This is a genomic window from Cellulomonas wangleii, from assembly GCF_018388445.1.
In the GTDB taxonomy this organism is placed as follows: Bacteria; Actinomycetota; Actinomycetes; order Actinomycetales; family Cellulomonadaceae; genus Cellulomonas; species Cellulomonas wangleii.
This window is the reverse complement of sequence record NZ_CP074405.1, coordinates 482,598-496,409: the sequence shown is the minus strand read 5'-3', so window position 1 is coordinate 496,409 and position 13,812 is coordinate 482,598. Positions and strand designations below refer to the sequence as shown.

Sequence of the window (13,812 nt, the reverse complement as noted above, 5' to 3'; positions counted from 1 at the left end):
CCACCGGTGGCGTGCCGCGTCGCGTGGACGTGGTGCCGTGGCGGCCGCCCGGCGCGCGAGCGACCGAGACCCTGCGACGAGCGGTCGACGACCCGGCCCGCGACCTCCGCCCGTCCCGTCAGGACTCTGCGGCGTCAGGACTGCGGCGTCAGGACTGCGGCGCCTGCAGCGACGGCGGCGCGGCCGTCCGCACGGTGACGACCCCGATCAGGTACTGGTCACCCGCGGTGCTCGGTGTCAGCGTCCCGACGCCCGTCGGCAACGTGACCTCCTCGAACCCCTTGGCGTCGACGCCCAGGGAGTTGGGGTGGGCCCACCCGGTGGCGGTGGAGTCGAACGCGTTGCCGGCCGACCCGCCGCCGACCGTCGCGGTGCCGTCCCACCGCAGCGGGCGCAGGGGGCCGACGCCCGACAGGGTCATCCGGTCGTTCGACGCGGCACGGTCACCTTCCCAGGCGACCACGCCGATGCGGGTGCGGGCGCCCGCCTCACCGACGAACGCGAAGGCGGGGGCGGCGGTGGACGTCCCGGTCCAGGCGCCACCCTGGTGGACGGTGACGGCCGAGGCACCGGGTGACCCGGCAGCGGCGGGCGTCCCGTGCACCACCACGAGCGACCAGCCCGCGTAGTACGTGGGGTCGCGGTCGGAGCGGCCGGCGCTCACGGCGGCGTCGGCCAGCGCCCACGTCCCGGCGCCGCCGCGTGCCACGAGGTCCGTGACGTCCACGGCCGCCTGGTAGTACTGCCGCCCGCTGCTGTCGGCCACGTCGACCACCGAGCCGGCGGTGACGTCCGTCCACGTGCCGTCGGGGCTGCGCAGGCGCGCGGTGCTGCGGTCGCCGCTCCAGGCGTCGGCGGGCCCGCGCACGGCCGACCAGTACAGCCCCGCCCACACCACGGGCCGACCGCCGGGCACGGTCAGGCGGGTCGACGACGAGACGGGCACGGCGGCGCGCGCGCCGGACGGCGGCGGCACCAGGTCCAGGGGACGCATGTCGAGCCCGTTGTTGTCGCGGTCCTGCCGGACGGCCGGGCACGTCCCGCCGTACGCGCCGACGCACTGCAGCAGCGGTGCGCCGACCTCGGTGACGTCGAGGTCGCCGACGCCCGACCACACCGGGGTGAGGTTGCCCGACGCGACCACGACCTGCGCGGACGTCGTGACGGCCTGCGCGCCCGTCGCGGTCACGCGCACGTCGACCGTGCCGCGCACGGCACCGGCGGCCCGCACCTGCAGCTGCACGGGGACGGACCCGCCCGCGACCAGCCCGCCCAGCGGGCACGTGACGACCGACCCGGCCGCGGCGCACCCGACGGTCTGCGGGCCCGCGGCCGTCGGGTCGTGCGTGATGCCCGGCGGCAGGGTCACGGTCGCCACCACCCCGGCGGCGTCGGCCGCGGGCCGCCCGTCGACGCGCGAGCCCGCGACAGCCGCCACGAACGCCACGGTGCCGCCGCGCGTCGCGTCGACGACAGCCGCCGCGTCGGTCACGGCCAGGACCGGCTCGATCGCGGTGACGTCCACCTCTGCGGGCACCGCGGGGACGTCCGCGTCGGGGGCGCTCACGCGGGCGGTGGCCGCACCGAGCGCGCCGACGCTGCCGGCGGCGGCCGTGACCCGCGCCGTGACGCTGCTGCGGGCGCCGGGCGCCAGGTCGGTGGTGCAGGTCGCGGTGGCGCCGGCCGGCGCGCAGGCCCAGCCCTCGCCGGTGGCGTCCTCGATGGTCGCGCCCGTGGGCACCGTGAGCTGCAGCGAGGTCCCCGCCGCGGCCAGGTCACCGGTGTTGGCGACGGTGACGCCCAGGTCGACGGGGGTGCCGGGGGCGACGTCGAGCGCGGCCGGCGCCTCGACGCCGAGCACGGGGGGCCGCACGAGGGACGAGGTCACCACGTGCGTCTCGGAGGACCGGTGCCCGGCCGGGGACAGCCGCACGTGCAGCGTGCCGCTGCCCGTCGCGGCACCGGAGGGGCTCGTCAGGGTCAGGGTGAGCGTCGAGCGCTCGAACGGTGCGAGACCGGCGTGACGGCACACCGTCGGGCCGTCCTGCCCGGCGGCGCACGACCACGGCGCGGCGGCCGTGGCGCTGACGCCCGGCGGCAGGGTCAGCTCGGCGAGCGCCGGGGCGGTCGCCGTGACGGCCGTGCCGCCCGCGTTGCGCACCGGGACCGTGAGGGTGCGCGCGCGGCCGGTGACCAGCTGCACCTCGGTGGGGACCGGACCGTCGAACGCCAGTCGTGCCGGTGAGGCCGCGACCCGCACGCGCACCGGCTCGGGCTCCCAGGTGCGCCCGTCGCCGGTGATCCGCATGTGCACGGCCTCGTCGCCGGAGGTGCTGACCCAGCCCTCGTCGACGTTCACCCGCAGCGCGAGGACGGCACCGCGGCCGGGGTCGAGCCCGGGCAGCGTGCACGACGCGGCGGCGCCGTCGCCGTCGCGGTCAACGCACGTCCACCCGACGGGCTCGGCCGCCGCGACCGGGCCGAACCCGAAGCCGGGCGACGCGAGCGCGCCCGCCTGGAACGTCACGCCGGCGGGCAGCTCGACCTCCGCCACGAGCGCCGCCGCGGGCAGCCCGCCGGCGTTGCGCACCGTCAGCTCGATGGCCTGCCCCGCGACACCGGCCGCCAGGTCGATCCCGCCCTCCGGGACGACGACGACGACGTCGGCGGGGCCCGGCGGCGGGGGCTGCTCGGGGTCGGGGTCGGGTGCAGGTCCGGGGCCGGGCTCCGGCTCGGCACCCGGGGCCGGACCGGCAGGCGGCGCGAGGACGGGGCGTGAACCCGGCGGGGTCACCGGCGCCGGGGCGCCCGGCGGTGCGGCGGCAGGTCCGCGGCCCGGGACGGTGCCGTCGCGGCCGTCCGGCGAGGCGTCGCCCGGCGAGGCGTCGTCCGGGGTGCCGTCGTCCGTGTCGGGCGTCGGGTCGGACGTCGGCACCGGCGCCGGCGTGCTCGAGGACGTCGCGCGGGGCGCCGGTGCCGTCGGGCGGGTCTCGGCGGCACCGGACACGCTCGGCGTGGGGTCGGCCAGCACGTCCGGGCCGTTCACGAGCAGCACGGCCGCGGCGACCACGACCGTGACGACGAGCGCCGCGGCCGCCACGAGGGCCACCGCGCCGGCCGAGACGCCGCCCAGCAGCCCGGCCGCACCGGTGGCGGCCGTCGCGGCGGTCGCGCCGCCGACCGCTGCCGACGCGCCGGTGACGGTGCCCACGGCACCCGTCGCCGCGACACCGCCCGCCCCGGCACCGACCGCACCCGCACCACCCGACCCGACGGCACCCGCACCGGCACCGCCGGCACCCGCACCTCCCGAGCCCGCACCACCGGAGGCCCCGGCACCCGAGCCCGCCGACCCGGCACCGCCCGACGCCCCGGCGCCCCCGGCCTGACCCAGCGCCGCTGCGCCGGCCGCGAGGCCCCCGCCGACCGGCAGGTCGTGCGCGAGCGCGCCGAGCCCGAGCAGCCCCAGCACCAGCGGCGCCACGACGGCCCGCATCCCGTGGTTGACGTCCCCGAGCTCCAGGACCAGCGCGCGGCACTCCCCGCACTCGTCCAGGTGCGTCTCGACCTGCCGGGTGTCCCGCGCCGCCAGCCCGCCGCGCACGTGCGCACCGAGCTTGCCGGCGACCGACCGGCAGCCCTCGTCCAGCGGGTCCTGCAGGTGGTGCTGCAGGTAGGCCTGGCGCAGACCCTCGCGGGCGCGGTAGGCCAGTGCAGCGGTGCTGTTGGCGCTCAGTCCGACGATGGGGGCGATCTGGGCGGGCGTCAGCCCTTCGACCTCGCTGTGCCAGAGCACCTCGCGCCAGCGCTCGGGCAGGGAGCGGAACGCACGGGCGACGACGCCGCGCTCGAAGCCCGCCAGCGTCGGCTCCTCGGCGGCGGCGACGGGCGCGGAGGCGGTCTCGAGCGTCGCGACGTCGTCGGTGGGCTGGGCGCGCCGCCCGGCCGTGCGCTGCACCGCCGCCACGCGGCGCACCACGGTGAAGAGGTAGGCGCGGAACGCCGCGTCGGGCCCGTTGCCGCCGAGCAGCGCCCGGTGGACGTTGGCGAAGGCGTCCGCGACGACATCCTCGGCGTCCGGGGTGGAGTCCGTGTACTGCCGCGCCACGACGAGCGCGGCACCGGCGTGGCGCTCGTAGAGGCGACCGAAGGCGGCCGAGTCACCCGTACGGGTGGCGCGCAGCAACGCGGCGTCGTCCTCGACGACGTCGCTGTCGCTCATGCCTGCCGCCACGCCGGGTCCCCGTCACGTCTGCCGGTGGGCCGCCGCCTGCGTGCGGCCTCGCCGCTACAGGGTGCCATACCCGACCGATCGGACGAACAGGATGACGCGGGTCGGACGTGCGGGACGAATCGTGCGCTGTCGCAGGTCGCAGGCCCGAAAGGCCGTCCGCCGTGCCGCTCGCGGCGCCCCTGCTCTGCACACCTCGCGGGCGCGGCCGACCGGGTGATCCTGGGGGCCGACCGGGTGAAACCACCCACACCCGCGTCATGATCCGTCCCGGCGTCCCTCTCCTCAGGCGTGACGACCGACATCGGCAAGGACGGGCACGCCCTGCCCGAGGGGCTGCGGGAGCGTTGGCGGGAGGAGAGCGTCGCCTCGGTGTGGCGGCGCCCCTCCGACTGGTACCACCCGGCGGTGGACGCGCTGGCCGTCGCCGTGCTCGCCGACGACGACCCGTCGCGCCCCGCGTGGGCGCTGGGCCGCGCCCGCGGGGAGCACGGCGTGGGCATCGGGGAGACGCTCGACGACCTGGTCTGCCTCTACCGCTCGACGGGGCGTCCCGTGCCCCCGCTCGACGCGGTGCGCGCGCTCAACGAGGGCTGGTCGGACGCGCAGGCCGCGCTCGTGACCGCCGGCGCATGCGTGGACCCGGAGACCGGGCTGCCGACCCAGCAGTACCTCGCCGTGCGCCTGGCCGAGACGTACCTGGTGGCGGAGCAGGACGACGTGGACCCGGCCGTGCACCACGGGCTCACCGTGGTCGACGTCGCGGCCGGGCACGTCACCGGGCTGATGCGTGCGGCCCGGTCCGCGGCCGTGGGGGCGGCGCTGCGCACGACGTTCGGCACCGGGTACCCCATGGCCACGCTGGGGGGCGGGGTGTTCGTGGTGCTCACGCGCACCGACGACGGCGTGGACGCGCGCCTGGCCGAGCTGCGCGCGGACATCGCCGGGCGGTGCGCGGACATCGACGTGCGGATCTCGGTGCGTCAGCCCGTGCGCGTGTGGGTGGAGCCGCTGCCGGAGACGCACGCGGAGGCCGTCCAACGGCTGTCGCACCTGGCCAGGCCCGAGCCGTGGGCGGGCATCCCGCGTCCTGCCGGGCCGCCCGAGGGCCGCTGACCCGCGCTCACCGCCGGGCCGCGAAGCGCCCGATCTCGCCCACCCCGAGACAGATCGGGGCGAACGGCGTTACCGTCGATCTCATGGCTCCCGCCGACGTGGTCCCGCAGGGCGAGGCGCCGCCGGCCGAGGTCCCAGGACCGCTGCTCACCTCCGGCACCTCGGCCGACGTGTACGCGCTCGACGACGGCCGCGTGCTGCGCCGCTACCGCGAGGGCCGGGACGCGGGACCCGAGGTCGAGCTGCTGCGCCACGTGCGGCAGCACGCCTACCCGGCCCCTGAGGTGCTCGACGCCGCCGGCTCGGACATCGTCATGACCCGGCTGCACGGCCCCACGCTGCTGCAGGCACTGGGCGCGGGCGAGATCTCGATCGCCGGCGCCGCGCAGGTGCTCACCGATCTGCACGCCCGCCTGCACCTCGTGCCGTCCCCCCGCTCCTGGCAGGTGCCGTCCGACCACGACTGGCAGACCCTGAGCGGCGGGCCGGTGGTCGTCCACCTGGACCTGCACCCCGGCAACGTCATCCTCACCGAGGCCGGTCCCGGGGTCCTGGACTGGGCGAACGCCCGGACCGGGACGGCCGAGCTGGACGTCGCGCTGACCGCGGTCCTCATCGCCGAGGTCGCCGTCGACGCGGGCGGGGACTACTCGCAGGCGGCCCGTGCCCTGCTCGCCGCGTTCCTGCACTCCAGCCAGGTGTCACCGCTGACCGCCCTGGACGACGCGGCGGCCCTGCGCTCGACCGCACCGTTGCTGCTGCCCGGCGAGCGTGAGCTGGTGCCCGCCGCCGCCGCCCTGGTGCGCACGATGGTGGAGCTCACGTCGAACCCCTGACGGCCCGCGCACGACGACGGCCGCACCCGTCGGACGGGTGCGGCCGTCGTGCGTCGTCCGGCCGCGCAGTGGTCGGCGCGGGTGGTCGGCGCGGGTGGTCAGCGCGGCACGTAGGTGAGGCAGTCGGCCAGGTCGTGGCCGGCGCCGATGCGGACCGACGGGGCGCCGCACTCCAGGTGCGCGTTGTGCGAGCAGTCCTGGCGCTGGCAGGCGCCGACGTGCGAGACGACGCGGTCCAGGCCGCCCTTGACGCCCAGCGGGATGAAGGTGGCGCACTGCGCGTCGCCGGTGCCGCCGATGGTCACGGCGGCGGCGTGGCAGGACGAGTGGTCGTTGTACGAACAGCCGGCGACCGAGCACTCGGCCACGGCGGGAAGCTCTGCGAGGGTGCTCATGACGACCTCCGGGGGGTGGGACGTGCGGGGTGCACTCCTCGACGCTAGACCCGCCCGGGCCACCCCGCCAGCAAGGCAGGCCAGGCTTACCCGCAGGTCAGAGGCCCTTTTTACGCAACGAGGCTGTTGCGCAAACGGCGTCGAGGCAGGTCACGCCCCCGCTGGGACGGCCCCTGACGGACGGCCGCGCGCGACGTCGTCGGAAGAAAGTTCGTCCCGGGTGCATCCGGGAGGCGTCCGCCGGGGGAAGTAGGGGTGTCAGCACGTCCCCGCCCGCCGCCACGCGGGCCCGTTGGAAGGACTCCCCCGATGCGCGCACGACTCCTCACCGGCACGGCTGCCGGTGCCCTGGCCCTCGGCCTCCTCACCTCGATCGCTGCGCTCCCCGCCACGGCGGCGACCGGCAGCACCGCCAAGCTCTCGGTGCTGCACGGGGTCCCCGACCTGACGGTGGACGTGTGGGTGAACGGCGAGCGGACGCTCGACGACTTCACGCCCGGCACGCTCGCCGGTCCGCTGGACCTGCCCGCCGGCACGTACACCGTGGCGATCACCGCCGCCGACGCGGCCGACGCCTCCTCCCCCGCCATCGGCCCGGTGGACCTGACCCTGGAGGGCGGCGGCGACTACACGGCCGTGGCCCACCTCAACGAGTCCGGCACCCCCACCGCCACGCTGTTCACCAACGACACCGCCGCCACCGCTGCGGGCCAGGGCCGGCTCACGGTCCGGCACGTGGCCGCCGCCCCCGCGGTCGACGTCCTCGCCGGCGGTCAGCCCGTCATCACCAACCTGACCAACCCGAACGAGAAGAGCCTGGACCTGCCGGCCGGCACGGTCTCGGCGACGGTCGTCGCGGCCGGGACCACGGAGCCGGCGGTGCTCGGCCCGGCGGACGTCCCCGTCACCGAGGGCGCCCTGACCATCGTGTACGCGTGGGGCTCGCTCGAGGCGGGGAACCTCGCGCTCGCCACGCAGACGGTGACCGGGCTGCACTCCAACCCGTCGGGCGTCCAGGCGGGCCAGGTCGGCCTCGCGGCGGACGAGTCCTCGCCCGTGCTGCCCGTCGCACTGACGATGCTCGTCGTCGCCGGCGTGACCGGTCTGGCCGTGGCCGGGCGTCAGGTGGCCCGTCGCGCGACCGTGCGTCGCTGACCCGGGAGCACCGTGAACCACCTCGTGCCCGACGGCCGGCCAGCCCCTGCCGGCCGGCCGCCGGGCGCGGCGACCGCCCGCCGCCGCGTGCGCTCGGCGTGCGCGGCGGCGCTGGCCGTCGTCGCCCTGGTGGGCGCGTGCGGGACGTCGGAGGGGAACGCCTCCGCACCGACGCCCACCGCCGGCGCACCGGCCGCCACGCCGACGGCGGGCCCCCCGGCTGCGGGGCCCGCCGTCCCTGACGTGCCGGTGCAGGACGCGGGCCTGGCCTCGCTGCCCGTCGCGGCCCCGGCCCCCGTCCGGCTGGTCGTGCCGGACCTGGGCCTGGACATGCCGATCGACGCGGTGGGCGTGGCGCAGGACGGCACCATGGAGATCCCGCAGGACGCGGACCGGGCCGGCTGGTACCGGTTCGGCCCGTCGCCCGCGGACCCCGCCGGGGCCACGGTCGTCGCGGCGCACGTGGACTCCTGGACCACCGGGATCGGCCCGTTCTCCGAGCTGCGCACGGTCGCTCCCGGGGCCCGCGTGGAGGTCACCACCGCGGACGGTGCGGTGCACGCGTACACCGTCCGGGAGGTCACCCAGGTGCCCAAGCAGGACGCGCCGGTCGAGCAGTGGTTCGATCGGGAGGGGAGCCCGCGTCTCGTCCTCGTCACCTGTGGAGGGGCGTTCGACCGCGAAGTGGGGCACTATGCCGACAACGTCGCGGTGACCGCCGACCCCGTCGTGGACGGCGCGGGTGGATGAGCGCCGTGGGGCGCACGCCGTGCGCGCGGTACCGGGGCAGGGACGGAAGGAGCGCGGGTGAGCACGTCGGCCACCGTGCCCGACGACGTGGAGGTGCTGGGACGCGCCTTCGCGGCGGGGGACGAGGCGGCCATCGGCGAGGCCTACCGCCGCTGGTCCGCGCTCGTCCACACGGTCGCCCTGCGCTCGCTCGGCGACCGGACGGATGCCGAAGACGTCACGCAGCAGGTGTTCGTGGAGGCCTGGCGCGGCCGGGCGCGGTTCGACCCGGACCGTGCCCGGCTGCCCGGCTGGCTGCTGGGCATCGCCCGGCACACGGTCGCGGACGCGCACGAGCGCCGCACCCGGGACCGCCGCGTGCGCGAGCAGCCCGAGGTCACGACCGACCCGGACCGCCTGCCCGCCGCGATGCTCGACCAACGGGTCGTCGACCGGGTCGTCGTGGCCGACGCCCTCGACGACCTGGGTGACCCGCAGCGCACGATCCTGCGGCTCGCGTTCTTCGACGACCTGACGCACGACCAGATCGCCGACAGGCTGGGACTGCCGCTCGGGACGGTGAAGAGCCACGTGCGACGTAGCCTGGCCCGCCTACGGACCCGATGGGAGGTGGATGGTGCCGTCCGATGACCTGCACGTGGACGACGAGACGCTGGCCCTCCTCGCTCTCGGCGAGCGCGTGGGCACGCCGGGCGACCTCGACCACGTCGCCGCCTGCCCGCAGTGCGCCGACGAGGTCCAGGCGCTGCACGGCGTCGCGGACCTGGCGCGCGAGTCCGGCCCCGACCCGCACCTGGTGGCCCCCGGCCCGCAGGTGTGGGACCGCGTCGCGGCCGAGCTCGGCCTCGGGGAGCGCGCGCACGCCGCGGCACGCGGCGGGACGATGGCCGGTGCGCCGGACGCCGCGACGTCCGCCCCGGACGACGACCCCCTCCCGGAGGCCCGGGACGACGCACCCCGCTCCCTGCCGGGCGGACAAGCCGACGGCCCGTCGAGCGGCGAGCCGGACGGCCCGCCCGCCACGGTGACACCGCTCGCGTCCCGCCGTCGTCTGCGGCCGGCGTGGATCGCGGTGGCCGCGGCCGTCGGGCTCGTGGTGGGGGGCGCCGGTGCGACCGCCTACCTGGAGCTGCGGCCCGAGCCGTCGACGGTCCTGGCGTCCGCCGTCCTCGAGCCGCTGCCGGGCTGGTCGGAGACCGGCACGGCGCAGGTGCGCACCGCACCCGACGGCACGCGCTCGCTCGTCGTCGACCTGGACGAGGCGCCGCAGGGCGAGGGGTTCCTCGAGGTGTGGCTGCTGCGCCCCGACGTCTCCGGCCTGATCAGCCTGGGGACGCTCGACGGCACGAGCGGCACGTTCGCGCTGCCGCCGGGTCTGGACCTGGCGGAGTACCCGGTGGTCGACGTCAGCGACGAGCCGCTGGACGGCGAGCCCGCGCACTCCGGGGTCTCCGTGGTGCGCGGCGCGCTCGACGCCTGAGCCGGCCGGCGCTCTCGACGCCTGAGCCGGATCGCCGGGAGGCGCGTCAGCTCCCGGCGCCCAGGTTCCCGGCCAGGCGGGCGTGGCGCGCCTGGCTGGCGGCGTCCATGCCGACGATCGTCACGGACTTGCCCTTGAGCGCGTACTTGTGGGTGATGGCGTCGAGCGTGGCCACCGTGGAGGCGTCCCACACGTGCGCGCGGCTCATGTCGATGACGACCTCGTCCGGGTCGCCGGCGTAGTCGAACCGGTAGACCAGGTCGTTGGACGACGCGAAGAACAGCTCGCCGGCCACTGCGTAGACCGCGCGGCCTGCGTCGTCCGCGGCGAGGCGGGTCACGGTGGTCACGTGCGCGACCCGGCGCGCGAACAGGACCATGGCCAGCAGGACGCCGGCCAGCACGCCGTAGGCCAGGTTGTGCGTGGTGACGGTGACCACCACGGTCGTCAGCATCACGGCCGTCTCGGAGAGCGGCATGCGCCGCAGCGTGCGCGGGTGCACGGAGTGCCAGTCGAACGCGCCGACGGACACCATGACCATCACCGCGACCAGCGCCGCCATCGGGATGACCGCGACCACGTCGCCCAGCCCCACGACGAGGACCAGCAGGAACACCCCGGCCAGGAACGTGGAGATGCGGGTGCGGGCACCGGAGATCTTGACGTTCATCATCGTCTGGCCGATCACGGCGCACCCACCCATGCCCCCGAACAGCCCGGTGACGATGTTGGCGCCGCCCTGGCCCCACGCCTCACGGGTCTTGTCCGAGTGCGTGTCCGTGATGTCGTCGACGAGCTTGGCGGTCAGCAGGGACTCCAGGAGCCCGACGAACGCCACGGCCACCGCGTAGGGCGCGATGGTCCGCAGGGTGTCCAGGGTCAGCGGCACGTCCGGCCACAGCAGCGACGGCAGGGACTCGGGCAGCGCGCCCTCGTCGCCGACGGTGGGCACGTCGAGGCCGGCGAGCACCGTGGCGCCCGTGAGCAGCACGACCGCGACGAGCGGGGCGGGGACCGCCGTCGTCCAGCGCGGCAGCAGCACGATGACGACGATGCCGGCCGCGACCAGCGGGTACACCAGCCAGGGCACGCCGGTGACGTGCGGGACCTGGGACATCAGGACCAGGAGCGCCAGCGCGTTGACGAAGCCGACCATCACCGAGCGCGGGATGAACCGCATGAGCCGCGCGACGCCCAGCAGGGCGAGCGCCACCTGGATGACCCCGGCCAGCACGATCGTCGCCATGAGGTGGTCGACGCCGTGCTCACGCGCGACCGGCGCGACGACCAGCGCGACCGCGCCCGTCGCGGCCGAGATCATCGCCGGGCGGCCCCCGAGGAACGCGATGGTCACCGCCATCGTGAACGACGCGAACAGCCCCACGCGCGGGTCGACGCCGGCGATGACGGAGAACGCGATCGCCTCCGGGATCAGCGCCAGGGCGACCACGAGCCCCGCGAGCACCTCCGTGCGCAGCCGGCGCGGGGACCGCAGGGCCGCGAGGACGGAGTGCGAGTCGTCGGCCTCGGGCGGGCCGGCGGCGGCCACGGGGACGCTCCCGGGGGCGGGGGCACCGTCGGCGGGACCGGTGGCGGGCGGGGGCGTGCGGGGGTCGTCAGGCATGCGGGCTTTCCGTGGGGTGAGGCGGGGCGGTGGGGGTGCACCCCGGGGGGCCGGGCCGGCAGGCGGACGGCGCGGGCACCTCGCCCGTCACGGTAGCCCGTGCCACGGCACGCGGACGCCCCGCCACCCGGTGACGGGCGGCGGGGCGTCGTGGTGTGGTGCGGCGAGCCGTGCCGGGCGGTCAGGTCAGAGCAGGCGCACGCGCGCGCCGGACAGCCCGCCGGCCAGCGGACCGGCCGGCAGCGCACCGTCCAGCCGGTCGCCGACCAGGTCGGCGTCGAGCACCAGCGCGCCTCCGTCCGGGTCCTCGAAGTCGGCGCCCACCAGGCGTGCGGGCGGCAGCTCGGCACCGGTGACGACGTCGAGCACGGCGGCGCCGGCGCCCGGTACGTCGACCTCGAGCCACACCTCGTCGCCCTGCGTCACGACCTCGACGCGCGCGGGGCCGTCGAGCACGAGCGGGTCGGACTCGCCGTCCGCCGGGCGGGCGCCCCCGACGAACACGTTGCTGCGCGACCAGTAGGGCTGCACGCGGCTGCCGAAGCGGTTGTGGTCACCGTCCCAGCGGTCGCCCATCTCGGTGAGGTACTGCTCCAGCGACGTCGGGTAGCCGTCGTACGCGCTGGTGCCGGTCTGCGAGCCGATGCGGCCCCACGAGTCCGCCGCGTACGCCACGTCGAGGTCGCCGCCGACGAACACGTTGCCGATCCAGCGGTCGTCGCCGGTGAGGATGATCCCGTAGCCGGCCACCTGCGTGGAGTGCGGGCGGTGGTACGGCGTCGCGCGGTCGAGCATCTGCTTGAGCCCGACCGTGCCGCACAGCAGGTTGCGCGCGTACAGGCCGCCCTGGCTGTGGTTCTCCACCGAGACCGGGGACGTCAGCACGTTGTGGTCGACGACGTACGGGCCGTGGCTGACCTCGATGAACAGGTCGCGGGCGTTGTCCCACAGCACGTTGCTCGTGATGCGCGTGCCCTGCGTCTGCCAGTCCAGCCAGATGCCGAGCGAGCAGTCGTGGATGCGGTTGCCCGCGATGACGACGTCGATCGGCGCGTGCAGCTTGATGCCCGCGATCTCGTGCCCGTAGAACTCGCGGTCGTTGGCGATGTCGTGGACGTGGTTGTCCTCGATGCGCGAGAACACGCACCCCAGGTGCCCGACGACCGCGTTCTGACCGCAGTGGTGGATGTGGTTGCGGCGCACCACGTGCGAGCCGATGTGCTCCTTGTCCCAGCCGATCTGCCGGGCGGAGAACACGGACTCGAGCTGGTACTGGTAGCCCGGCTTGTCGCCACGGTCGGTGGCGAAGTTGTCGCCCGTCGACGCCTCCTTGCCCAGCGAGACCGCCGAGCACGTCGCGTCGTGGATGTCGTTGTCCTCGATGACCCAGGCACGTGCCCAGTTGGGCCCGATCAGGCCGGGCTGGTTCGCCGTGGGCGGCGCCCACTGCGTCGCGGCCTGGCACAGCTCGAAACCGCGGACGGTGATGAAGTCGACGTGGTGGTCCTCGGGGAAGAACACGGCGCGGCGCACGTTGATCTCGACCAGCGCCGCGTTCGGGTCGGCGTCGCCGAAGCTCGCGTGGATCGTCGTGACGTCGGCGCCCACCTCGGCGTGCCAGACGCGCTGCGTCCAGTCCGCGTCGGGGACGGGGACGGTCGTGCCGGTCCAGTCGTCGACCTGCTCGGTGCGCCGCGGCGCGGACGTCACGGCGTCGACGCTTGCGACCTCCAGCAGCCGACGGCCGTCGAGGTACACGGCGCCGAGGTGCTTCTTCGGCTCGTCGCGGCCCGGGCGGACCATCCAGTCGCCGTCGACCTCGACGGCGAACGGGTTGACCTCGCCGAACAGCGTGTTCGGCACCTCGACGCGCCACACCCCGCCGCCGACCGGCTCCCAGCCGGTGACCTGCTCGGAGCCGGTGATGCGCACGTGCTCACCGGGTGCGGCCTGGTAGGTGATGCGGCGGTTCTCACCGCGGCCGCCGCGGCGGGGGCGCACCCACTCGCGGTAGACCCCCGCGTGCACGGTGACCGTGTCACCGGGGCGGGCGAGCTGGGCTGCGCGGTCGATGGTGCGCAGCGGGGCGTCCTGCGTGCCGACGGCGTCGTCGGAGCCCTGGACAGAGACGTGGATAACCATTGCCATGAACCGACACTACCCGCGGCCCGACGACGCGACAGCGCGCTGACGCGAGCCGCGCGCCCCCTGCGGTGGCGGGCACC

10 protein-coding genes are annotated in these 13,812 nt (G+C 76.3%); 6 read left to right on the top strand and 4 right to left on the bottom strand.

The window, feature by feature from the left end; all coding sequences use genetic code 11:
• Nucleotides 1-148 precede the first annotated feature (148 nt).
• Nucleotides 149-4,222: a sigma-70 family RNA polymerase sigma factor gene (locus KG103_RS02475; protein ID WP_207341931.1), complete on the bottom strand. Its 4,074-nt coding sequence runs from the start codon at nucleotides 4,220-4,222 to the stop codon at nucleotides 149-151.
• 300 nt (nucleotides 4,223-4,522) lie between these two features.
• Here KG103_RS02475 and KG103_RS02470 point away from each other — a divergent pair, with 300 nt between their 5' ends.
• Nucleotides 4,523-5,347: a hypothetical protein gene (locus tag KG103_RS02470; protein WP_207341930.1), complete on the top strand. Its 825-nt coding sequence runs from the start codon at nucleotides 4,523-4,525 to the stop codon at nucleotides 5,345-5,347.
• Nucleotides 5,348-5,430: 83 nt separating this feature from the next.
• Nucleotides 5,431-6,183, top strand: a complete 753-nt coding sequence (locus KG103_RS02465; RefSeq protein WP_207341929.1) for a phosphotransferase — start codon at nucleotides 5,431-5,433, stop codon at nucleotides 6,181-6,183.
• 98 nt (nucleotides 6,184-6,281) lie between these two features.
• Here KG103_RS02465 and KG103_RS02460 read toward each other — a convergent pair whose 3' ends face one another.
• On the bottom strand, nucleotides 6,282-6,578 hold the full coding sequence (locus KG103_RS02460; RefSeq protein ID WP_207341928.1) for a DUF1540 domain-containing protein: 297 nt from the start codon (nucleotides 6,576-6,578) through the stop codon (nucleotides 6,282-6,284).
• A 309-nt stretch (nucleotides 6,579-6,887) separates the two neighbouring features.
• On the opposite strand from KG103_RS02460, the gene KG103_RS02455 reads away from it, so the two are divergent.
• Genes KG103_RS02455 through KG103_RS02440 form a run of 4 tightly spaced genes read left to right on the top strand, consistent with a single transcriptional unit; the run spans nucleotide 6,888 to nucleotide 9,963 of the window.
• On the top strand, nucleotides 6,888-7,733 hold the full coding sequence (locus tag KG103_RS02455) for a DUF4397 domain-containing protein (RefSeq protein WP_207341927.1): 846 nt from the start codon (nucleotides 6,888-6,890) through the stop codon (nucleotides 7,731-7,733).
• Between the two features lie 12 nt (nucleotides 7,734-7,745).
• Nucleotides 7,746-8,483: a class F sortase gene (locus tag KG103_RS02450; protein ID WP_249670710.1), complete on the top strand. Its 738-nt coding sequence runs from the start codon at nucleotides 7,746-7,748 to the stop codon at nucleotides 8,481-8,483.
• Nucleotides 8,484-8,540: 57 nt separating this feature from the next.
• On the top strand, nucleotides 8,541-9,113 hold the full coding sequence (locus tag KG103_RS02445) for an RNA polymerase sigma factor (RefSeq protein WP_207341926.1): 573 nt from the start codon (nucleotides 8,541-8,543) through the stop codon (nucleotides 9,111-9,113).
• Nucleotides 9,097-9,963, top strand: coding sequence for an anti-sigma factor (locus tag KG103_RS02440; protein WP_207801487.1), 867 nt, complete (start codon nucleotides 9,097-9,099; stop codon nucleotides 9,961-9,963). The genes KG103_RS02445 and KG103_RS02440 overlap by 17 nt, the downstream gene beginning before the upstream one ends.
• A gap of 46 nt (nucleotides 9,964-10,009) precedes the next feature.
• Here the strand turns inward: KG103_RS02440 and KG103_RS02435 are convergent, their stop codons facing one another.
• Both KG103_RS02435 and KG103_RS02430 read right to left on the bottom strand, forming a co-directional pair.
• Nucleotides 10,010-11,587: a SulP family inorganic anion transporter gene (locus KG103_RS02435; protein WP_207341924.1), complete on the bottom strand. Its 1,578-nt coding sequence runs from the start codon at nucleotides 11,585-11,587 to the stop codon at nucleotides 10,010-10,012.
• Nucleotides 11,588-11,773: 186 nt separating this feature from the next.
• A complete protein-coding gene (locus KG103_RS02430; RefSeq protein WP_207341923.1) occupies nucleotides 11,774-13,735 on the bottom strand; it encodes a right-handed parallel beta-helix repeat-containing protein in 1,962 nt (653 codons plus the stop codon).
• Between the last annotated feature and the right edge of the window lie 77 nt (nucleotides 13,736-13,812).